Raw genomic sequence first — 20,461 nt, forward strand, 5'->3', positions numbered from 1 at the left:
GTCACCACGCCACCGAGTAGTCGGGATCGGATTCGGCCTTCTCCGGGGGATACACCTGTTTCACCCGTCCGTTCTGGATCTGCATGAGCACCGCGGCGGAATTGACGTTCTCGCCGTCACGCCCGAACCGCACCGGGCCGTTGCCGACCGTGAGCGGGTCGATCCGCGCCCGCGCGATCCCGTCCCGCACGGCTGCCGGATCGGTGCTGCCCGCCTCCTCGACACCCGCGGCGATGGCCTGCACGGCGTCGTAGGACAGCACCGCGCCGGTGCGCATCGGCGCTCCGAAGCGCTGTCGGTACTCGGCGCGCAACCGCCGGGTCTCGGGGTTCTGCGCGTCGAAGTGGTAGTTGGTGCTGAAGTACCGGTCGCCGAGTTCACCGGCGTCGGACACGAATTTCGGCTGGTCGTAGGCGCCGTTGGACACGCCCCACACCGCGTCGAGATCGGGTTCGACCGCGTCGACCGCCTTGGCGATGAGCAGGCTGTCGCCGTAGTAGCCCGCCACGACGAGCACGTCGGCGCCGGAGGCCTTGACCTGCGTGATCTGGGACGTGAAGTCGGCGGCCGTCGTCGCGTCGTAGCTGATGCGCGGTCCGACCTCCATGCCCAGCTTTCCGGCCGCCTCCTCGAAGGCGTCGGCCGCCCCGGTGCCGAAGTCGGTCTGTTCGTGGAGCACTGCGACCCGCTCGGCCGGTTTCCCCGCCTGCTGGGAGACCTGCTCGAGATACTCGGCGGCGGACTCGGAGATCTTCGCGCTGCCCGGCTGCACCCGGAACGAGTAGCGGTAGCCGTGCTGGAAGATCTCGTCGGAGGCGGTCACGTCCATGACGAACGGCACCTCGTTGCGTTCGGCCACGACGGCGACGTTGCTGCTGACCGAACTCTGGTACGTGCCGATCAGCCCGACCGCACCGCCCGAGATCAGGCGCTGCGCCTCGCTCTGGCCGATCTCGGGCTTTCCCTGGGTGTCGGCGGTCGCCAGCCGGACCTCGCGGCCGCCGAGCGAGGCGATCCCGCCGGATTCGTTGATCTGCTCGACCGCGAGCTGCGCACCACGGCGCATCTGCAGTCCGTCGACCGCCATCGACCCACTGACCGGGTGCAGTGCCCCGATCCTGACCGGACCGTCACCGCTACCGGCAGCGTCCCCCGCGGCGCCGGACGGCGCGGAACCACCGCAGCCCGCGACCGCGAGCAGCGAGCCCGCGCCGAGGACGGCGATCAGTCTGCGAACGATCATCTCTGATCCCTGTTCTCCGATGTGTTCCGTGCCTGAACCATGTGTTCCGCTTAGAGAAACATGATTCTGAAGTTGGGCTATCGTGACACCGACCGCAGCCGTTGGTCAATAACTGCTGACAGCTTGACTACTTGCAATCAGCAGTGCGAACTTGACGACCAGGGGCGCGCGGCAGTCGCGAAACATGGCGTTTATCGTTGTTCCCCTAAACGAAACGGATGACGAAAGGCAGGTACCGCCCCATGACGGGCGCATTGTCGGGAATCCGCGTCCTCGACGTGGCCACGCTGTTCGCCGGCCCCCTGGCCGCGACCACGCTCGCCGATTACGGGGCCGAGGTCATCAAGATCGAGCACCCCAACGGCGATCCGGTCCGCAACCACGGCGCGCAGCGCGACGGTGTCGGCCTGTGGTGGAAGCTGCTGGGACGCAACAAGAAGGCCGTCACGCTCTACCTCGGCTCGCCCGAAGGCCAGGAGATCTTCCGCGAGATGGTCGCCGACGCCGACGTGGTGATCGAGAACTTCCGGCCGGGCACGCTGGAGCGGTGGGGCCTCGGCTACGACGAACTCCGCAGGATCAACCCCGGGATCGTGCTCACCCGCGTCACCGGGTTCGGCCAGGTGGGGCCCTACGCCACACGTCCCGGGTTCGGCACGTTGGCCGAGGCCATGAGCGGCTTCGCGGCCATCACCGGTGAACCGGACGGACCGCCGATGCTGCCACCGTTCGGACTCGCGGACGGCATCGCGGCGCTGGCGACGGCCTTCGCCGTCACGACCGCCCTCCGCGCCAGGGAGCAGACCGGCGAGGGCCAGGTCGTCGACATGGCCATCATCGAACCGATCCTGACGCTGCTCGGGCCGCAGATCATCGCCTACGACCAGCTCGGCGTGCTGCAGGAGCGCACCGGCAACCGCTCGAGCAACAACGCACCGCGGAACACGTACCGTACCAAGGACGGCAGCTGGGTCGCCATCTCCACCAGTGCGCAGTCGATCGCCGAACGCGTCATGCGCCTCGTGGGCAGGCCCGAGTTCATCGACGAGCCCTGGTTCGCCAGCGGGGCCGAACGTGCCGAGCACGCCGACGAGCTCGACGAGGCGGTCGGCTCGTGGATCGCGGCCCGTGACCGCGACGAGGTCATCGCGGCGTTCGAGGAGGCCGAGGCCGCGATCGCGCCGATCTACACGGCGGCCGACATCGTCGAGGACCCGCAGTTCCAGGCGCTCGGCACGATTGCCACGCTGCCCGACGACGAACTCGGGCCGGTCCGCATGCAGAACGTGCTGTTCCGGATGTCGGAGACGCCGGGTGCGATCAACTGGACGGGCGCTCCGGTCGGCGCGCACACCGAGGAGGTCCTCGGCGAGTACGGCGTGACGCCCGACCGACTGACCAAGCTCCGCGAGCAGGGGGTCGTCCGGTGACCGCACCGGTGCGGACGTGGCTCTACGTTCCCGCCGACCGCCCCGACCGGGTCGCCAAGGCGCTCGGCTCCGACGCCGACGCCGTGATCCTCGACCTGGAGGACGCCGTCGCGCCGGAGGACAAGGAGCGGGCGCGGCGCAACGTCGTCGCGACGCTGGCCGACGGCCACCACGTCCACGTGCGGGTCAACGACCCCCGCACTCCACACGGGACGGCCGATGTGGACGCGCTCGTGGCGTCCCCCCACAGTCCCACCGGGGTGCGCGTGCCGAAGTGCGAGGACCCGGAGCAGCTGGGCCGCACCGCCGAACGACTCGGTGTGCCCGTGTACCCGATCCTCGAGTCGGCGCTCGGCGTGGAACACGCCTACGCACTCGCCACCGCGCATCCCCTGGTGTCCGGCATCTCGCTCGGTGAGGCGGATCTCGCCGCGGATCTGCGCGTCACCGACCGCGGCGCACTCGCATGGCCGAGGTCCCGGGTGGTCGTCGCGGCGCGCGCCGCCGGACTGCCCAGCCCCGCACAGAGCGTGTGGACGGCGGTGCGCGACCTCGAGGGGCTGCGCGCCGACACCGACGAGGGACGGCGGGCCGGCTTCTTCGGCCGGTCGGTCATCCATCCGGCACAGATTCCCGTGGTGCACGACGCCTGCCGCCCCGACCCCGACGACGTGGCGTGGGCACGGTCGCTCGTGGACACCGTGCGCGATTCCGACGAGGCGGCGTGGATCGACTCCACGGGCCGTTTCGTCGACAAAGCGGTCGTCGAGCGAGCGCTGTGGCTGCTCGCGATCGCCGACGAGGACCCGAACGTCAAGGAAGGCCAGACGTCATGACACGTTCCCAGGACCCGCTGCTCGCCGCCGTTTCCGGCGGGGTCCGGCTCTACGAGCTCGGGCAGCCCTTCTTCACCGGCATGCCGTGTTCGCCGAACCACCCCGGCTTCCGGATGACGCTCATCCGCAGGCACGGTGACATGGAGCGCCCGGATGGCGGTTCGGCCGCCAACGAGATCATCGTCACCGGCGGCCACGTCGGCACCCACATCGACGCGCTCTCGCACGTGAGCCACTGTGGTGAGCTCCACGGCGGCGTCGATGCGGCCGAGGCGCAGCAGGGCGGCACGTTCAGCACGCACGGCGCGGAGAACCTGCCGGGCCTGCTACGGCGCGCGGTACTGCTCGACGTCGCGGCCGTGCACGGTGTCGACACGCTGCCCGCCGGGTACGGCGTCACGGCCGAGGACCTCGCCGCGGCCGCCGAGCTGGCGGGTGCCGAACCGGGTCAGGGCGACGTCGCACTCGTACGCACCGGCTGGGCGCGCAACTTCGCGGACTCGACCACGTACATGGGCAAGGAGACGGGCGTGCCGGGGCCGACCGTCGAGGCCGGACGGTGGCTCGCCGACCGCGGCATCGTCGCGACCGGCGCCGACACCACCGCCTACGAGCAGATCCCCGCGGGCGCGGGACACACCGTGCTGCCGGTGCACCGGGTGCTGCTGGTCGAGTCCGGCATCTTCATCATGGAGCACCTCGATCTCGAGGAGGTCGCCGACGCCGGCGTCCGTGAGTTCACCTTCCTGCTCGCTCCCCTGCGCATCACCGGCGGCACCGGGTCGCCGATCCGTCCGCTCGCGGCGGTGAGCGCATGACCACGTTGGTTCAGGAGCTCGCCCGGCTCGCCGCAACCACCCGCGACGCGGGGCTCGCGGCCGACCTCCGCGACGACGTCGCACGCCGGGTTCTCGACGTGCTCGGCAACAGCCTCGCCGCGACCGCCGAACCGCCCGCCGAAGCGGTCGGCAGGCTCGTCCGGGAATGGGGTGGCGAGGGTCGGTCGACCGCCATCGGCGCACAGGCGATGCCGGAGCCGAGCGCCGCGCTGCTGAACGGCACGCTCGCCCACTCGCTCGACTTCGACGACACGCACCTGCCGTCGGTGCTCCACCCGTCGGCGTCGGTGGTGCCCGCGGCGCTGGCGGTGGCCGAGTCCCGGGGGGCGAGCGGGGCCCAGCTGCTCGACGCGATCGGTGTGGGCATCGAGATCGCCGTACGACTCGGGATGGCGGGCTACGACTCCGACCTCGGCAACTCGGTGTTCTTCGAGAACGGCCTGCACGCCACGGCGATCTGCGGCGCGGTCGGCGGCGCGGTGTCGGCGGCCATGCTGTCCGGTGTGGACACCGATGGAATCGCCGACACGATGGGCATCGCGGCGAGCATGGGGTCCGGCCTGCTCGAGGCGAACCGCACCGGCGGCACGGTCAAACGCATCCACTGCGGCTGGGCCGCGCACGCCGCCGTGACGGCAGCCGGACTCGCACGCACCGGCATCACCGGGCCGCCGACGGTGCTGGAAGGGCGGTTCGGCATGCTGCAGGCGTTCTGCGGCGACCGGGTCGACCTCGACGCCATCACCGCCGGACTCGGCGAGCGGTGGGAACTGCCGGGAATCTTCTTCAAGCCCTACCCGTGCAACCACTTCACCCACGCCGGCATCGACGCGGCGCTCCGGCTGCGGACCCGCGGGATCGATCCCTCTGCGATCGAGAGCATCGAGCTCGGGGCGCCCACGGCCGTGTTGCGCACCATCGGCCAGCCACCCGAGGAGAAGGCCGTCCCCGAGTCGGGGTACCACGCCGCGTTCTCCGGGCCCTACACCGTGGCGGCGGCACTGCTCGGCGGCGGCGGGCTGGGCGTGTTCCACGAGGACTTCACCGACGCCGCGGCCGCCGATCCGGACCGGCTGGCGCTCGCGGCGACGGTGACGTGCGTTCCCGACGCGGAGTGCGACCGGATCTTCCCGCACCAGTTCCCCGCTGTGCTGCGGGTCCGACTGTCCGACGGTACCGAACTCACCGAGCGCGTCGACGCCAACCGGGGCGGCCACGGCAACCCGCTGTCGGCCGACGAGCTCGCGACGAAGTTCCGGCTCAACGCCACCCGCGCCGTGAGCGGCGAGCGCGCCGAGCGGATCACCGAGCTCACCTACGGCCTGGCCGGCCTGTCCGAGGTCACCGCGTTGACCCGGGAACTCGTCGGCGACGCCTGATCCCTCCGGTCCGCCCGCCCGTTCCCGGTCGCGACCCGGCCGGGAACGGGCGGGCAGCCACGTCCGGACCGGCCGGCGACCTCCTCACGAACCCGTCCGGATGTCCCACGTCGAGGTGACTCCGCGAGCTTCGAGCACTGCGCACGGCTAGATTCGGCGCCGTTCGCGGCCCCCGAGCCCGTGTTGCGCTCCCCGGAGCCCGTGTTGCGGTCCCCGGGGCCGTGTTGCGTTCTCCGGGGACTGTGTTGCGGTCCCCGGGGGCCGTGTTGCGTTCTCCGGAGTGCGTGTTGCGGTCCCCCGTACCCGGCCGCCGTCCCGCAGCGGTGCGCCGCCGCGCTGTGCACTCCGGGGCCGTGACGCGGAAGCCGTTCCCCGACCGAGTCCCGGGAGTCACCCGTGCGCCGATGCGGCCTCGTCCTCACCGTCCTGCTCGCACCGGTGGCGGGCTGCGCCACAGGTGGGTCCACGGAGCCTGCATCCGGCCCGGCGGCCCCGATCACGGTCGACGCGGCGCCCGCCGGCGGCCCGTTACCCGGCGGCCCGTTACCCGGCGGCCCGTTACCCGGCGGCCCGTTCCTGGGCGACGCGCCGCACCCCCGGCCTTCCTTCGGGGCGACGGCCGACTACCTGGCGACGTTGACGACCGCCGGCCTCCGGCCACGGTCGTCCACCACGAGGGAGCAGGACGCGGCCCACACAGCAGACACCACGGGCGAGGAGATCCGCAGCTGGAGCGCGGACACGTGGGTCGACCACGGGATCGCGGCCTGCGGCCGGCTGCACGACGCCGACGGTGACGTCGCCGCGGTGAGCCGGGCGATCCGCAGATCCCTGCCCACTGCCGGCGGCTACGGCCGGGCCGACCTGACCACCGCCGAACGCTCCACCCTGATCGTCACCGCCGCGGCCGAGGAACTCTGCCCCGACATCACCGCACAGTGACGCCGGCGCAGTAACGACGGCACAGTGACACCGGCACAGTAACGACGGCGCAGCCACACCGGCGCGCGGCGCGTGGGTCGGGGTGCGCGACGACCGAGGGGTGCGGCACCCTCGGGCGCCGCACCCCTCACGTACCCGGACGGGGTTCCTCCCTCCGCGGGGAAGTCCTGCGGGTCAGGACCCGACGTCCACAGCCTGGAACGTCGAGTAGTGGTCGGGCGTGTAGACGATCTCGCCGCCCTCGCCGGAGATCACGCGATCGTCGGCTCCGACCTCGAACAGCTGGTAGTACCCGGCCTCGCAGTCCGGGAGCACGCCCTCGCGGTTCTCGTAGGTCGTGCCGGTGGCACCGCCCCTGGCGTCGGCGACGACCGCCTGCGCCTCCTGCGACAGTGACGAGCGCGCAACCGTGTCCAACGCGGACGTGTCACCGCATTCGGGTTCCTGGGGCGGCGGCGTCCCACCGTCGCCGGTGTCGATGAGGACGAAGCTCGCGTAGTGGTCGTCGGTGTAGAAGTGCTCGCCACCGCTGCCCGCGACGATGCGCCGGGCGCCACGGTGGTCGAGACCGGGCGTCTCGACAGTGTACTCGCGGTAGTACCCCTCGTCGCAGTCGGGCAGCAGGCCCTCGCGGTTCTGGAAGACCGTGTCGTCCTCCGGGTACGGGTACGGCCCGTCGCTCTGGATCAGCTCATAGGTGTCGGTGGCCTCCGAGGGCAGGCACCCGAGCGGGGTCGTGTCGAAGCCGGAGGTGTCGCCGCATTCCGCCTGCGCCGCGACGGGGGCCGCCTGCTCGGCGCCGACGGCCGGGGCCGCCGAGCCGAGCCCGCCCACGAGCGCCAGGAGCAGACCGAGAAGCATCGTCACGAGTCGTGACCGGTGGAAGTGCGATCGGTGAGTGCTCATGAGCGGACCGTAGCCCCGCGGCGTGACACCCGCCTGGCCGAGAAATGAACGATTAACCGAATCATCGCAGACGTCGTTAGAAACTGACTCCAGCACAACGGTCACCCGGTACAGACCGGACATGTCCGCCGGTCGTGGCAGTTCGAGCTCGGCGCCCACCCCGACCGGCCGATCAGGCCGGGTCGGCGCCGGGGGACGTCAGCGCCGGGATCTCCGGGTGGTGGCGCAGCGCCTCGACGACAGCGTGCACGGCGGCCCGCGGGGCACTCCCACTGCGCACGACGATCGTGACGTTGCGGTGGACCGGAGTGGTCAGCTCGCAGGTCGCCACCGCGCGGTCGGCGGGCACGGCAAGGGCGGGCAACAGCGTCACGGCCCGGCCCGCCTCGACCTCGCCGAGCTGCAGAAGGTAGTTGCTGAAGCGGCTCACCGTCCGGGGTTCGAACCCTGCCTGCCTGCACAGCCGGAGCGTCAGCTCTGCCATGTACGACCCGGTGCGGTCGCCCGTCCACGTCTCGTCCGCACAGGCGGCGAGGTCGACGGCGCGCCTGCGCGCGAGCGGGTGCGCCCGGGGCAGCACGAGAACGACGGCGTCGGTGCCGAGCGGCACGATCTCCAGGTCGCGGCCCCACGGGAACTCGACGTAGTCGGTGGTCGTGATGATCACGTCGAGGTCGCCGGTGCGCAGTGCGGGTCCGCTCTCGTGCGGTTCGGACTCCACGAGCTCGACCTGCAGGTGCGGATGCGAGGCGGCCAGTCGCGTCACGGCGGGCACGGCGAGCGGCTGGATCGCGCTCTGGAACGCGCCGACCCGCACGGTGCCGATGGGCTCGTCGCCGAGCATGCGCAACTCGGCCTCCGCCTCGGCCATGCTGTCGAGGATCTCCCTGCCCCGCCGCGCCAGGAGGCTGCCCTGCCGGGTGAGCCGCACCCGCCTGCCGGTCCGCTCCAGCAGCGTCGCCCTGGTCTCGGATTCCAGTACCGCCAGCTGCTGCGAGACGGTCGACGCGCTCAGGTGCAGCGTCTCGGCCACGGCTCGCACAGTGCCGAGACTCTCCAGCAGGGACAGCAGCCGTAGTCGCCACGGGTTGAGCATGCTCCCAGTGTGCGCCGGATCGTTCGGCGGAACCGAACAGCGGCGTCGACATCGTGTGATGGACGCGATGCAACGCCCGTTCGTAGCGTCGGATTCATGACCGACAACGGCACGACCGACACCGCGCACCTCATCCGCTACCTGGGCCGCGGCGGGTTCAGCCCCTCCGTCGTCGACCGCGCCGCGGGCACCTCCGTGTTCACCGAGGACGGTCGCGAACTGCTGGACTTCACGTCCGGGCAGATGAGCGCCATCCTCGGCCATTCCCACCCCGAGATCGTCGCCACGCTCGGACAGCAAGCGGGCCGGCTCGACCACCTCTACAGCGGGATGCTGAGCCGTCCCGTGCTCGAGCTCTGCCGCAGACTCGCCGAATCCCTGCCCGCCCCGCTCGACAAGACCATGCTGCTCAGCACCGGCGGCGAGGCGAACGAGGCGGCACTGCGCATGGCCAAGCTCGTCACCGGCGGCCACGAGGTCGTGTCGTTCGCGCGGTCGTGGCACGGAATGACGCAGGCCGCGGCGGGCGCCACGTACAGCGCAGGGCGTGGTGGGTACGGGCCGGCCGCGCCCGGCAACTTCGCACTGCCCGTGCCGGACCGGTTCCGGCCCGACATCGTCGACGCCGACGGCCGACTGGACTGGCGCCGTCAGCTCGACCTGGCGTTCGACCTCATCGACGCGCAATCCACCGGCAGCCTCGCCGCATGCCTCGTGGAGCCGATCCTGAGCTCCGGCGGCATCGTCGATCTGCCGCCCGGCTATCTCGGCGCGCTGCGCGACAAGTGCCACGAACGCGGCATGCTGCTGATCCTCGACGAGGCACAGACCGGCCTGTGCCGCACCGGCGACTGGTACGCCTTCGAGCGGGACGGCGTCGTGCCGGACGTCATCACACTGTCCAAGACGCTCGGCGCCGGACTGCCGCTGTCGGCCGTGGTGACCAGCGCGGAGATCGAGCAGCGGGCCCACGATCTCGGTTTCCTGTTCCTGACCACGCACGTCAACGATCCGCTTCCCGCGGCGGTGGGCAACACCGTGCTCGACGTGCTCACCCGCGACCGCCTCGACGTGCGTGCCGCGGAGCTCGGTCAGCGGCTGCGCGACGGGCTGAACGACCTGGCCGCGCGACACCCGGTCATCGGCGACGTGCGCGGCCGTGGCCTGCTGGTCGGGCTGGAGCTGGTCACCGCGGGCGGCGGCACCGAGGACACCGACCGGCTCGGCGCCGCCGTCACCCGGCGTGCGGGCGAACTCGGCCTGCACATGAACATCGTGCAGCTTCCGGGCATGGGCGGGACGTTCCGGATCGCCCCGGCACTGACCGCCACCGAGGCCGAGATCGACCGCGGCGTCGAGATCCTCGACAAGGCGCTCGGCGACGCCGCCTGACGGGCCCGGCCCGGGTGGCAGCTGCAGCTGCCACCCGGGCCGGGTTCGTCAGTGGCCCGCACGTGCGTGCTGCACCGCGGTCACGCCGCCGTCGACGAGAAGGTCCGTGCCGGAGACGAAGCCGGCGGCCGGCCCGGTCAGAAACGCGACCGCCTCTGCGACCTCGGCCGGCGTGCCGACCCGTCCGGCGTTGGACGCGGCGACCGCGTCGCGCATCCTCGCGCCGTGTTCGCTGTCCAATTCGGAATTTCCCATCGGCGTGGCGATGACACCGGGGCTGACCGAGTTGACGCGCGCGCCGCGCCGCCCCCACACCTCGCTGGCCGCCTGCACCTGCATCAGGTTGACGCACTTGGCGAACGCGTACGCCATTCCCGGACCGGCGAACTCACCCTCCGCCAGCAGCGCGGAACCCGCAAGTTCGGCGGCGGGCGTCGTGGCCAGTCCACGCATGTCCGCGGACGGCCATCCCTGGACCGAATGCCCCGCCATGCTGGCGATTACGACCCCCGAACCGTTCGGTGCAATCACCGCACCGAAGGCGTCGAGCACGTACGCCACGCCCAGCAGGTCGACGTCGAGAATCGCGCGGACCGACGCCTGCACGGGGGACAACCCCGCGGTGTGCACGACGGTCCGGACGACGCCGAGCGTCGCGGCCCGTTCGGCCAGCGCGCCGACCGATGCCCGCGAGGCCACGTCGACCTCCACGGGCGTCGCGTCGTAGCCCTCGCCCCGCAAGCGGTCGGCCGCCGATTCCGCCGCGGCCGCGTCGACATCGGCCAGCAGGACCCGCCTGCCCGAGCCGAGCCGCCGTGCCACCGCGATCCCCATACCGCCGACACCGGTCACCACGAGCACGTCCTCCGGCACTGTGCTCACCTCCATTCCGTGTGTAAACTTAGTTTACATTCACGTGAGCGACCGTCCCGCGAACGCGCCCGGAGGCAGCCCATGAGTACGACACCCCGCGTCCTGACCGCCGCCAGTACGGTCGGCGCCTGGCTCGAGCACCCCGAGGGCGGCGCCGCGATCCGCGAACTGCTCGAGGAGGCGGGCGTCGGCGCCGACGCGCTCGCCCCCGTGTCGAACCTGCCGCTGCAGGAACTCGTGCCCCTCAGCCAGGGCAGGCTGTCGCAGGACGTCGTCGACACGCTGGTACAGCGCGTCGGCGGTGGGTCGGCCGACGCCGACGAGAGCGCGTGGCGGGAACACATCACGCCGGGCCGGTTCGACGGCCGCACCGTCGTCGTCACCGGTGCGGCATCGGGCATCGGTCGCGCCACCGCGTCCCGCATCGCCCGCGAAGGCGGCACCGTCGTGGCGACCGACATCACCGAACGCGGCATCGAGGACCTGGCGTCCGAATCGGACACCGACCGCATCGTTCCGGTCACGGGCGACATCACCGGCGACGGCGACATCGACCGCATCGTCGCGGCCACGGGCGGCCGGATCGACGGACTGGCCAACGTCGCGGGGATCGTCGACGACTTCTCACCCGCCCACGAGACCTCCGACGAGCTGTGGCGCCGGGTGTTCGCGGTCAACGTCGACGGCGTCTTCCGACTCACCCGCGCCGTGCTGCCCGCCATGCTCGAGCGCCGCTCCGGCTCGATCGTCAACGTCGCCTCGGAGGCTGCGCTGCGCGGCAACGCCGCGGGCGTCGCCTACACGGCGGCCAAGCACGCGGTCGTCGGCATCACGAGGAACACGGCGTTCATGTACGGCCCACACGGCATCCGCGTCAACGCCGTCGCCCCGGGCGGGGTCGCCACCGGGATCGCCCACGGCGGCGCTCCGGAATCGGCCTGGGGCAACGAGCGCACCCGCGAGTTCCTCCGCATGATCCCGCCGATCGCGACGGCGCAGCACCTCGCCGCCTCGATCACGTTCCTGCTCAGCGACGACGGCGTGAACGTCTCCGGCGCGATCCTGCCCTCCGACGGCGGCTGGTCGGTGCAGTGACGCCGCAGCCGCGGTGCGTCAGGCCTCCGGCGTGACGAGCCGCTGGACGACCGCGCCGTAGCGCGTGACGAGCTCCTCCCGGTCGCCGGCGAGGTCCTCGTCCCCGACGACCCACAGCGAGTACAGCAGCCCGCCCACCGCGGCGGCCGCCATCCGGGCACGGAGATCCGCGTCCACGCCCGACAACCGGGCGCGCAGTGGCGCAACCAGCGCCGTCTCGTGGACGTGGCGCAGCCGCTCGGCGATCCGGCGCTCCGCGCTGCCGCGCACGAGTGCGAGATAGACGCCCCGGATGTCTTCCGTGGACAACACGACGTCGACGAACCGCCTGCCGAAGGATTCCATCGGTACGTCCAACAGCGGCTCGTTGTCGATGTTCAGGCGCATCGTCTCGAGGAACAGTTCCTCCTTGCCGCCGAAGTAGCGGATGACGAGCGCGGCGTTCACGCCTGCGGCGGCCGCGATGTCCCGCACGGGTGTGCGCGTGTACCCGCGTTCGAGAAACAACCGCGCGGCCGCCTCCCGGATCGCCTCCCGGGTGGCCTGTCCCGAAGCCCGCTCCGACATGCGTGCCAGCGTAGGTGACGACGGCGTGTACCCGGCGTTCACTCCCCCGCGGCGGGCGCGTGCGCGGCCGGCCGACGGCGCGAGCGGCAGCTCGTCGGCCCTCGGCCGCCGCGCCCCGGCGTCCGGGTCGAACCGGACGTTCGGGACTCCGTCGGACGAGGCGCGCCCTCAGCCGCCGCCGAACACCTCCTCGATGCCGTCCCCGGAACGCCACTCGCGCAGCAGCCGCTGGAACGGGCCAGGGCCGGGGCCGTAGGTCTGCCGAGGTCCGCGGGGCCGGCCGTCGTTGTTGTAGTACCCGGGTGTGCACTCGGCGTCGAATCGTTCGCGGTCGGGCGACGTGCGGCGGATCGTCTCGACCCACGCGGTTTCGGCCTCGGCGGTCGGTTCGACGAGCTTCACGCCACGGCGGCGCGCCTCCGCGATCACCTCCGCGACGTGGATCGCCTGCTCGTCGAGCACGTGGGTGAAGTTCACCGACGGAGCGTTCTGCAGCGAGCCGAGGTGGAACAGGTTCGGGAAACCGTTGGAGGCGAATCCGTGCAGAGTGCGCGGCCCGGTCACCGCCCAGGACTGCAACAGGTTCGTGCCGTCGCGGCCGTACACGGGCAGTCGCCCGGTCATGACGTCCGACATGCCGACCTCGAACCCGGTGGCGAAGATGATGCAGTCCACCGGGTACTCGACGCCGCCGACGACGACGGCGCGCTCGGTCATCCGTTCCACGCCGCCGTGGCCGGCGGTGTCGACGAGCGTGACGTTCGGCCGGTTGAACGCCTGCAGGTACTCGTCGCTGAAGGTCGGCCTCTTGCAGGCGTAGCGGTACCAGGGTTTGAGCAGCTCGGCGGTGGCGGGATCGTCGACGACGCGGTCCACGCGCGCCCGGATCTCCGTCATCTTCTCCAGGTCGAGGTACTCCTCGACCTCCTCCCACTCGCCGGGATCGATGTCGTCGTGGGCGTCGGTGCTGACGATCTTGCCGAGGACGCGTCCGCTCGCCGTCCAGGCGTCGTCGACGAGGTCCTCGTCGACGTCGTGTCCCGTGACGACGGCTTGGAAGTTCTCGCGCCGCCGCGTGTGCCATCCGGGTTCCAGCGAGGCCGCCCACTGCGGATCCGTCGGCCGGTTGTCGCGCACGTCCACGGTGGACGGGGTGCGCTGGAACACGTAGAGGTGCTCGGCGTCCCGGGCCACAGCGGGCACGACCTGGATGCCGGTGGCACCGGTGCCGACGACCGCGACGCGCTTGCCTGCGAGACCGGTCAACCCGCCGTCCGGGCCGCCGCCGGTGTAGCCGTAGTCCCAGCGACTCGTGTGGAACGTGTGCCCGGTGAAGTCCGCGATGCCGGGGATGCTCGGCAACTTGGCGTGGTCGAGGGTGCCGTTCGACACGACGACGTACGAGGCGCGCACCTCGTCGTCACGATCGGTGCGGACGATCCATTCGCCGTCGTCCCACCGAAGTTCCCGTACCCCGGTCCGGAACAGCGCCTCGCCGTAGAGGTCGAACGTGCGGCCGATCGCCATCGCGTGCTGCCGGATCTCCTCGCCCGGCGCGTACTTCCAGCGCGGTACGTAGCCGACCTCTTCGAGCAACGGAAGGTACACATAGGACTCGATGTCGCAGTGGATCCCGGGATAGCGGTTCCAGTACCAGGTGCCGCCGAAGTCGCCCGCCTTCTCGATGATGCGGATCCGCTCCAGCCCGGCCTGCCGCAGTCGTGCGCCGGCGAGCAACCCGCCGAATCCGCCGCCGATGACCACGGCGTCGACCCGGTCGGTCACCGGTTCCCGCGTGAAACCGGGTTCGACGTACGGGTCCTCGGCGTAGTAGCCCCATTCACCCTCGGCGCGCCGGTACCGCTCCCCGGCGCCGGCCGGCACACGGCGCTCGCGTTCCGCGCGGTACCGCTCGCGCACGCGTTCGAGGTGCGCGCCGTGCCGCGCGCGCAGCTCCGACAACCGGGGAATCGACATGCCGCCCCTTTCGTGCCTACCCACCACGCGACAGCGGCAGGTCGTGACACATTTTCAGTCAAGTGCCTTATATTGGTGGCAGCCTACCGGGACCGCTCGAGGTCGGCACAGGTGGGGGATGTGACCGTCCGGCGCTGTCACTCCCGCCGGAACGACCGCATGCGCCGCAGATAGCGGATCAGACCACGCAGCGGTACGGCCCGCGGCCACTCCTCGGGCCGGAAGTAGGCGTCGGTTCCCCCGTCCACGAACACGACGCTGCCTGCCATGAAGTCGGCGGCGTCGGACAGCAGGAACACGATCCACTCGGCGAGCCGCGCCGGATCGCCGAAGCCGCCCACCGGGACGGGGAACGTCGTCACCGCCCTCGCCGACGACGGATCGGCGAGCTGCCGTTCCAACAGCGGGGTCAGGACGGCTCCCGGTGCCAGTGCGTTGAGCCGAACACCTTCCCCCGCCCACTCCGGTTTCACGGCCTCGCGTCGCACCCAATGACTCACCGCCAGCTTGGAACCGGCGTAGCTCATCACCGCACGTGCCGGGCCGTGGAACCGCAGCGCCCGCACCGCCCGGCGAACGTCACCTGCGAGCAGCGCCCGCACCATGCGCCGCGGCACCAGCGGCGTCGTGGTCGTCGAATTGCTGGACAGGACCACCGCTTTGCCGCCCCCGGCTGCGGCCAGCGCGGACCGCCACGCGCGCAACAGCTCCGTCACGCCGAGGTAGTTGACCTCGACGATCTCGCGTTCCCTGCCCCGCACCGGGCCGAGTCCGGCCGCCAGGACCGCGCCGTCGAGCCGGCCGGCACAGGCCTCGAGCACCGCCGCCGCTGCGCTGCGCCTGCCCGCCGCGGTGGCCAGGTCGGCCGTGACCTCGGCCTCGCGCAGATCCACGCCGATGACGGTGTGCCCGGCGCCTGTCAGCTTGGTCGCCGCCGCCCGGCCCATCCCGGAGCCCGCGCCGGTCACCACGTACACACCCATGTCGCACACCTCTCGCCGCCTGCGGCGCAACGTAGCAACGTGCCACCGCCGCGCCGCAGTGTCGTTTCAATCGGTGTCGTGTGGATCGGTGCCGTGTCGATCGGTGCCGCTCCGTCGGCGCCGGCGTGTCAGCCACGCCGTCGGGTTCACTCCCGACGCCCACCGGGCCCGTCGGCGGGTGCGACCGGCTGCCGGAGGATCGTCCGTCGCCTGTCCGCGGGCGTTCGCCGGGGATCGCTGAAGTAGATCTCGTGGTGCTTCCCGGTCATCCGGAAGCCGCGGGCCGGGATGACGTCGTCGTGCATCGTGGCGAGCACGGGTGCCTCGTCGTCGAACGAGCCGACGTGCAGCGTCTGCACACACGTGCCTTCGGAGAGCACGTCGCAGCGGACGTCGTCGATGCGCGTGGGGCGCTTCTTCGCCGCCACCGCCGAGATCGCGGCGTCGACCATGCCGTCGTCGACCCACTCCGGCACCATGATCAGCATGGTCCACGACCACTGGGTCTTGTCGCGCCCCGTGATGAAGGCGGCCATGTCCTCCGCCCACCACAGGCCCTCCAACGGTGGCACGACGTAATCCCTGCCGAGGTCGCGTTTGCTGGCGAACTTCAGCGTGTAGGCCACCGGGTACAGCGCACCGAGAGCGTCGGCGAACGCGGCGGACGTATTCGGGTCGCCGTGGCCGTCGACCATGAGGAACCGCAGATCCGGCACGTCCACGACGTCGAACCGGCCCTTCCTGGCGCGATAGCAGTCGACCGTCTTCGTGACGTCGACCTTCTCGGTGGCGGTCATGGTGCGATCGTCCCCCACCCGCCCCCGGTTGTCGCGGGGATCGGCTGTCCTGGGGTCGTCTGTCCTGGGATCGTCCGACCCAGGCGCTGGGGGCACGGCGGGTCGTACGGTGGTCGCTATGACCCCGATGCGCAGTCTGCCCGCCCTCGGCGCCGTGACGCTCGTGCTGCTCACGGCGTGCTCGGCCGGCTCGTCCGACGGCCCCGCGGAACGCACCGACGCCCGGGGCACCACCGAGACCGTGGTCACGGGACTCGACGCGCCGTGGTCGATCACGTTCGTCGGGGACACACCGTTGGTGAGCACCCGCGACGACGGCGAGATCCTCGAGGTCACCGGCGACGACACCCGGGTCGCCGGGACGATCGACGACGTCGAACCGGGCGGCGAGACCGGCCTGATGGGACTGGCCACCGACGACCGGGATCGCCTGTACGTGCACTCGACCGGGCCCGGTGGCAACCGTGTCCAGCGCTACGCCGTCGAGGGGCGATCCGGCGGACTGTCGCTGGGTGACGCGGAGACGATCGTCGACGGGCTGCCGTCCGCGACGATCCACTCCGGGGGCCGGATCGCGTTCGGGCCCGACGGCATGCTCTACGTGACGGTGGGCGATGCCGGCGTCTCCGACGCCGCGCAGGACCGCACCGACCTCGCCGGGTCCATCCTGCGCCTGACCCCGGACGGCGACGTGCCCGCCGACAATCCGTTCGACGGCTCGCCGGTGTACAGCTACGGCCACCGCAACCCGCAGGGTCTCGCCTGGGCCTCCGACGGCACCATGCTCGCGTCCGAGTTCGGCGCCGACACCTGGGACGAGCTCAACGTGATCGAACCGGGCGGCAACTACGGCTGGCCGGTCGTCGAAGGGAAGGGCGACGACGACCGGTTCGTCGACCCGGTTCAGCAGTGGCGGCCCGACGAGGCCAGCCCGAGCGGCATCGAGATCCACGACGGCACGATCCACATCGCGAACCTGCGCGGCGAGGTGTTGCGCACGGTGCCGGTGGCCGACCCGTCGTCGTCGACGGAACTGCTGGCGGGCGAGCACGGCCGGCTCCGCGACGTCGTCACCACGCCCGGCGGCGAGCTGTGGCTCCTCACCAACAACACCGACGGCCGGGGCGAGCCCACCGACGGCGACGACCGCATCCTCCGCCTGACCGGGCGGTGAACGCCGTCAGCCTGCCCGGCCGACGACCGCCACGTCGGCGGGGCCGGCACCGGGATCGCCGTCGGTGTCGGCAGCGCTTGTGTCCGCGGCGTCGGCACGTGCGGCGCCGGTGCCCGGTCCGGAGGGTTCGCGGTCCACCGCCCCGGCGGCGACGGCGATCCCGAGGCCGACGACGGCGAGCACCGCACCGAGGAGCGCCGGTGAGGCGTATCCCAGGCCGGCGCTGATCCCGACCCCGCCGAGCCACGCTCCGCCGGCGTTGGCGAGGTTGAACGCCGAGTGGTTGGACGCCGCGGCCAGGGTCGGTGCCCTCCCCGCCTTCTGCATGATCAACACCTGCAGTGGTGCGGTGACGCCGAAGCCGACGGCACCGAGCACGACGGTCATGACCACCGCCGACCACGGGGAATCGATCGCGAACCAGAAGGTCACCAACGCGACGGCGAGCGCCGCCAGCGAACCGTAGATCGTCGGCCGGAGCGCACGGTCGGCCAGCGGTCCGACGATCAGCGACCCGGCCGTCATCCCGGCACCGAACAAGGCCAGCACCACGGGGACCGCGCCGTCCGACAGGCCTGCGAGCTGCGTCAGCATCGGCGAGATGTAGCTGTAGACGGCGAACACGCCCGCGAATCCGAACACGGCGGTGGTCAGCCCGAGGACGACCTGTTTCCTTCCCAGGGCGACCACCTCCGTCCGCAGTCCGACACCCTCCGGTTTCGGCAGCGACGGCACGAACCACGCCACGCCCGCCGCGGCGAGCAGCCCGAGCACGCCGACGACCAGGAACGCGGCGCGCCAGCCGAAGATCTGGCCGAGGAACGTGCCCGCAGGCACGCCGACGATGTTGGCGATCGTCAGGCCCATCAGGACGCGTGCGACCGCGGTCGCCTGCCGCGCTGGCCCGACGAGCCGGGCCGCGACGAGGCTCGCCGCACCGAGGTACGCGCCGTGCGGCAGTCCCGCGATCACACGGGACGCGAACACGCCCGCGTATCCCGGCACGAGCACGGTCGCCACGTTGCCGAGCACGAACAGCGCCAGAAACGCCAGCAGGGCCTGTTTGCGGCCGAGCCGGGTGGCCACGGCCGTCAGCAACGGCGCGCCGACGACGACGCCGAGCGCGTAGGCCGAGATGAGGTTGCCCGCGGTGGCCACGGACACGTCGAGACCGCCTGCCACCTGCGGCAACAGGCCCATGATGACGAACTCGGTTGTACCGATGGCGAACGCTCCGAGCGCCAGAGCGCACAACGCCAGGGCCATGAGGGCACACCTTTCCTGTGCAGCGATCGAGGGAGGGGCGGCGACGGCCGGGCCCGCAGCTCCGAAGACCCGTTTGGCACGTGCCAAATCCACGGTCTCAAGAGGCATCCGGATCGTTCAAGTCGCAGGCCTGTGATCTGCCTCGCGGCCGGCGGCGGCAGTCGACCCGGACCGGGTGGCCGGTACGATTCCGGGCACATCTCGGGGCGACCGGACCGCGGCGGACCGGTCGGGGGCAGCGTTCAGGAGGCAGCGATGCCGCGGTCGGAGGACGGCGAGCCCAGCCGGCGTCCCACGATGGCCGACGTCGCGGCGCGCGCAGGCGTGTCCCGCCAGACGGTGTCGCTCGTACTCGGCGACAAGCCGGGCCCCAATCCGCACACGCGGGAGCACGTGCTGCGCGCCGCCGAGGATCTCGGGTTCCACGCCGACACCGCGGCCCGGCTGCTGCGGCGGGCGCGCAGCCGTCAGCTCGGCGTGCTGTTCACGATGGAGCACTCCCTGGATCCGCTGATCATCGAGGGGCTGTACACGGCGGCGGGCGAGCTCGACTACAGCATCGTGCTCAGCGCCATCCTTCCCACACGCGGGGTCCGCCGGGCCGTGGACGAACTGCTCGGCCTGCGCTGCGAGGCGATCATCCTCCTCGGACTGTCGATCGAGTCGCCCGCGCACCTGACGAGCATCGCGCGGCAGCTGCCGGTCGTCGAGATCGGCCAGCACACGGACGGGGCCGGCGTCGACAGCGTGCGGACCGCCGACGAGGAGGGAGCGCGGATCGCGGTCGACCACCTCGTCGAACTCGGCCACCGCCGGATCGTGCACGTCGACGGTGGCCACCTGCCGGGTGCGGCCGACCGGCGACGGGGCTACCGCGACCGGATGCACGAGCACGGGCTCGGCCCGCACGTCGAGGTTCTGCCCGGCGATTACACGGAGGAGTCGGGCGTCCGTGCCGCCGCCGAACTGCTGTCACGGACCGATGGGCCCACCGCGGTGTTCGCGGCCAACGACAGCTGCGCGGAAGGTCTGCTGCACACGCTCACCCGCGCGGACGTGCACGTGCCGCGGGACATGTCGGTCGTGGGCTACGACGACACCCGCGCGGCGGGCATGTCCTACATGGACCTGACGACGGTGAGGCAGGACGCGGCGGCGATGGCCGAGTTCGCCGTACAGGCGTGTGCCGAGCGCCTCGACGAGCAACGCGGCTCGGCGAAGGACGTGGTCCTCACGCCGACGCTGACCGTCCGCGGCAGCACCGGCCCGCCGGGAGACGCCGCGCCGCGCGCTGCCGCGCCGGGAAACGCCACAGCGTAGGCCCCGCCCGGCCGTGTCCGTGTGGGCGAAAAACTCCGTACTGCGCGTCCACAGTGAGGTGATCTCAGCGAGGTAGTAACTGGCGCATGAGATCTGTGGCATGGATGCGCTGAGATGAGGCGGAGAGCCCCTGGTAGGACTGGTCTCACCACAAGATCAAGTCCCCATACCCAGAGGCTCTCCGTGATTGCTCATCCTGCCATCCTTGATGTCTCCCGCGAGCTCGCCCGTCAGGTGGCGTGGCTGCTGCAGGCCGAACGTCGTCGTCGGGGCACTCGCGCGGGAACACGTTCGCTGACCTGCTTCTGGCAGGCTGTGCTGGGGCTACGCTGGTTTCGCGACCGCG

The 20,461-nt window shown here is 71.6% G+C and carries 18 protein-coding genes; 9 read left to right on the forward strand and 9 right to left on the reverse strand.

The genetic code is table 11. The features are described from left to right. Position 1: 1 nt before the first annotated feature. On the reverse strand, positions 2 to 1,243 hold the full coding sequence (locus tag LY13_RS21015; RefSeq protein WP_253830330.1) for an ABC transporter substrate-binding protein: 1,242 nt from the start codon (positions 1,241 to 1,243) through the stop codon (positions 2 to 4). Between the two features lie 242 nt (positions 1,244 to 1,485). Here LY13_RS21015 and LY13_RS21020 point away from each other — a divergent pair, with 242 nt between their 5' ends. The 5 genes from LY13_RS21020 to LY13_RS26035 all read left to right on the forward strand — a co-directional run bounded on the left by LY13_RS21020 (position 1,486) and on the right by LY13_RS26035 (position 6,669). Further along, the gene (locus LY13_RS21020) at positions 1,486 to 2,673 is read left to right on the forward strand and encodes a CaiB/BaiF CoA transferase family protein (protein ID WP_253830331.1); all 1,188 of its coding nucleotides are present in this window, start codon (positions 1,486 to 1,488) and stop codon (positions 2,671 to 2,673) included. Continuing rightward, the gene (locus tag LY13_RS21025) at positions 2,670 to 3,509 is read left to right on the forward strand and encodes an HpcH/HpaI aldolase/citrate lyase family protein (protein ID WP_253830332.1); all 840 of its coding nucleotides are present in this window, start codon (positions 2,670 to 2,672) and stop codon (positions 3,507 to 3,509) included. The genes LY13_RS21020 and LY13_RS21025 overlap by 4 nt, the downstream gene beginning before the upstream one ends. Then, entirely contained in the window at positions 3,506 to 4,327 is an 822-nt protein-coding gene (locus LY13_RS21030; protein ID WP_253830333.1) for a cyclase family protein, read from the forward strand. Before LY13_RS21025 ends, LY13_RS21030 begins: the two co-directional genes overlap by 4 nt. Beyond that, the gene (locus LY13_RS21035; RefSeq protein ID WP_253830334.1) at positions 4,324 to 5,727 is read left to right on the forward strand and encodes an MmgE/PrpD family protein; all 1,404 of its coding nucleotides are present in this window, start codon (positions 4,324 to 4,326) and stop codon (positions 5,725 to 5,727) included. The genes LY13_RS21030 and LY13_RS21035 overlap by 4 nt, the downstream gene beginning before the upstream one ends. Before the next feature lie 396 nt (positions 5,728 to 6,123). After that, the gene (locus LY13_RS26035; protein WP_253830335.1) at positions 6,124 to 6,669 is read left to right on the forward strand and encodes a DUF732 domain-containing protein; all 546 of its coding nucleotides are present in this window, start codon (positions 6,124 to 6,126) and stop codon (positions 6,667 to 6,669) included. A 174-nt stretch (positions 6,670 to 6,843) separates the two neighbouring features. Here LY13_RS26035 and LY13_RS21045 read toward each other — a convergent pair whose 3' ends face one another. Beyond that, positions 6,844 to 7,575: a ribonuclease domain-containing protein gene (locus LY13_RS21045; protein ID WP_253830336.1), complete on the reverse strand. Its 732-nt coding sequence runs from the start codon at positions 7,573 to 7,575 to the stop codon at positions 6,844 to 6,846. A 172-nt stretch (positions 7,576 to 7,747) separates the two neighbouring features. Then, positions 7,748 to 8,671, reverse strand: a complete 924-nt coding sequence (locus LY13_RS21050; RefSeq protein ID WP_253830337.1) for a LysR family transcriptional regulator — start codon at positions 8,669 to 8,671, stop codon at positions 7,748 to 7,750. A 96-nt stretch (positions 8,672 to 8,767) separates the two neighbouring features. On the opposite strand from LY13_RS21050, the gene LY13_RS21055 reads away from it, so the two are divergent. Beyond that, positions 8,768 to 10,063, forward strand: a complete 1,296-nt coding sequence (locus LY13_RS21055) for an aspartate aminotransferase family protein (protein ID WP_253830338.1) — start codon at positions 8,768 to 8,770, stop codon at positions 10,061 to 10,063. A 48-nt stretch (positions 10,064 to 10,111) separates the two neighbouring features. On the opposite strand, the gene LY13_RS21060 is transcribed toward LY13_RS21055, so the two are convergent. Then, positions 10,112 to 10,945, reverse strand: coding sequence for an SDR family oxidoreductase (locus tag LY13_RS21060; RefSeq protein WP_253830339.1), 834 nt, complete (start codon positions 10,943 to 10,945; stop codon positions 10,112 to 10,114). 72 nt (positions 10,946 to 11,017) lie between these two features. On the opposite strand from LY13_RS21060, the gene LY13_RS21065 reads away from it, so the two are divergent. Continuing rightward, on the forward strand, positions 11,018 to 12,031 hold the full coding sequence (locus tag LY13_RS21065) for an SDR family NAD(P)-dependent oxidoreductase (protein WP_253830340.1): 1,014 nt from the start codon (positions 11,018 to 11,020) through the stop codon (positions 12,029 to 12,031). Positions 12,032 to 12,049: 18 nt separating this feature from the next. Here the strand turns inward: LY13_RS21065 and LY13_RS21070 are convergent, their stop codons facing one another. The 4 genes from LY13_RS21070 to LY13_RS21085 all read right to left on the reverse strand — a co-directional run bounded on the left by LY13_RS21070 (position 12,050) and on the right by LY13_RS21085 (position 16,355). After that, positions 12,050 to 12,598, reverse strand: coding sequence for a TetR/AcrR family transcriptional regulator (locus LY13_RS21070; protein WP_253830341.1), 549 nt, complete (start codon positions 12,596 to 12,598; stop codon positions 12,050 to 12,052). Positions 12,599 to 12,766: 168 nt separating this feature from the next. Further along, the gene (locus tag LY13_RS21075; RefSeq protein ID WP_253830342.1) at positions 12,767 to 14,575 is read right to left on the reverse strand and encodes a flavin-containing monooxygenase; all 1,809 of its coding nucleotides are present in this window, start codon (positions 14,573 to 14,575) and stop codon (positions 12,767 to 12,769) included. Between the two features lie 137 nt (positions 14,576 to 14,712). Beyond that, the gene (locus LY13_RS21080) at positions 14,713 to 15,558 is read right to left on the reverse strand and encodes an SDR family oxidoreductase (RefSeq protein WP_253830343.1); all 846 of its coding nucleotides are present in this window, start codon (positions 15,556 to 15,558) and stop codon (positions 14,713 to 14,715) included. A 146-nt stretch (positions 15,559 to 15,704) separates the two neighbouring features. Beyond that, positions 15,705 to 16,355 (reverse strand): GyrI-like domain-containing protein, encoded by a 651-nt coding sequence (locus LY13_RS21085; RefSeq protein WP_253830344.1) that lies wholly within the window; start codon positions 16,353 to 16,355, stop codon positions 15,705 to 15,707. A gap of 118 nt (positions 16,356 to 16,473) precedes the next feature. Between LY13_RS21085 and LY13_RS21090 the strand changes: the two genes are divergently transcribed. Then, the gene (locus LY13_RS21090) at positions 16,474 to 17,529 is read left to right on the forward strand and encodes a PQQ-dependent sugar dehydrogenase (RefSeq protein WP_253830345.1); all 1,056 of its coding nucleotides are present in this window, start codon (positions 16,474 to 16,476) and stop codon (positions 17,527 to 17,529) included. A gap of 6 nt (positions 17,530 to 17,535) precedes the next feature. Here LY13_RS21090 and LY13_RS21095 read toward each other — a convergent pair whose 3' ends face one another. After that, positions 17,536 to 18,795 carry an MFS transporter gene (locus LY13_RS21095; protein WP_253830346.1) on the reverse strand — a complete coding sequence of 420 codons (1,260 nt, stop codon included), beginning with the start codon at positions 18,793 to 18,795 and terminating at the stop codon, positions 17,536 to 17,538. A 255-nt stretch (positions 18,796 to 19,050) separates the two neighbouring features. Here LY13_RS21095 and LY13_RS21100 point away from each other — a divergent pair, with 255 nt between their 5' ends. Then, positions 19,051 to 20,115: a LacI family DNA-binding transcriptional regulator gene (locus LY13_RS21100; RefSeq protein WP_253830347.1), complete on the forward strand. Its 1,065-nt coding sequence runs from the start codon at positions 19,051 to 19,053 to the stop codon at positions 20,113 to 20,115. Positions 20,116 to 20,461: the final 346 nt, after the last annotated feature.

Origin of the sequence: Prauserella aidingensis, assembly GCF_024171865.1 — a bacterium.
Classification (GTDB): Bacteria; Actinomycetota; Actinomycetes; order Mycobacteriales; family Pseudonocardiaceae; genus Prauserella; species Prauserella aidingensis.

Bases quoted from the DNA above. Each gene is read 5' to 3' on its own strand.
- LY13_RS21035 (WP_253830334.1), top strand. From the start codon at position 4,324: ATGACCACGTTGGTTCAGGAGCTCGCCCGGCTCGCCGCAACCACCCGC.
- LY13_RS21020 (WP_253830331.1), top strand. From the start codon at position 1,486: ATGACGGGCGCATTGTCGGGAATCCGCGTCCTCGACGTGGCCACGCTG.
- LY13_RS21030 (WP_253830333.1), top strand. From the start codon at position 3,506: ATGACACGTTCCCAGGACCCGCTGCTCGCCGCCGTTTCCGGCGGGGTC.
- LY13_RS21065 (WP_253830340.1), top strand. From the start codon at position 11,018: ATGAGTACGACACCCCGCGTCCTGACCGCCGCCAGTACGGTCGGCGCC.
- LY13_RS21095 (WP_253830346.1), bottom strand. From the start codon at position 18,795: ATGGCCCTGGCGTTGTGCGCTCTGGCGCTCGGAGCGTTCGCCATCGGT.
- LY13_RS21080 (WP_253830343.1), bottom strand. From the start codon at position 15,558: ATGGGTGTGTACGTGGTGACCGGCGCGGGCTCCGGGATGGGCCGGGCG.
- LY13_RS21045 (WP_253830336.1), bottom strand. From the start codon at position 7,575: ATGAGCACTCACCGATCGCACTTCCACCGGTCACGACTCGTGACGATG.
- LY13_RS21085 (WP_253830344.1), bottom strand. From the start codon at position 16,355: ATGACCGCCACCGAGAAGGTCGACGTCACGAAGACGGTCGACTGCTAT.
- LY13_RS21015 (WP_253830330.1), bottom strand. From the start codon at position 1,243: ATGATCGTTCGCAGACTGATCGCCGTCCTCGGCGCGGGCTCGCTGCTC.
- LY13_RS21050 (WP_253830337.1), bottom strand. From the start codon at position 8,671: ATGCTCAACCCGTGGCGACTACGGCTGCTGTCCCTGCTGGAGAGTCTC.
- LY13_RS21100 (WP_253830347.1), top strand. From the start codon at position 19,051: ATGCCGCGGTCGGAGGACGGCGAGCCCAGCCGGCGTCCCACGATGGCC.
- LY13_RS21075 (WP_253830342.1), bottom strand. From the start codon at position 14,575: ATGTCGATTCCCCGGTTGTCGGAGCTGCGCGCGCGGCACGGCGCGCAC.
- LY13_RS21055 (WP_253830338.1), top strand. From the start codon at position 8,768: ATGACCGACAACGGCACGACCGACACCGCGCACCTCATCCGCTACCTG.
- LY13_RS21070 (WP_253830341.1), bottom strand. From the start codon at position 12,598: ATGTCGGAGCGGGCTTCGGGACAGGCCACCCGGGAGGCGATCCGGGAG.
- LY13_RS21090 (WP_253830345.1), top strand. From the start codon at position 16,474: ATGACCCCGATGCGCAGTCTGCCCGCCCTCGGCGCCGTGACGCTCGTG.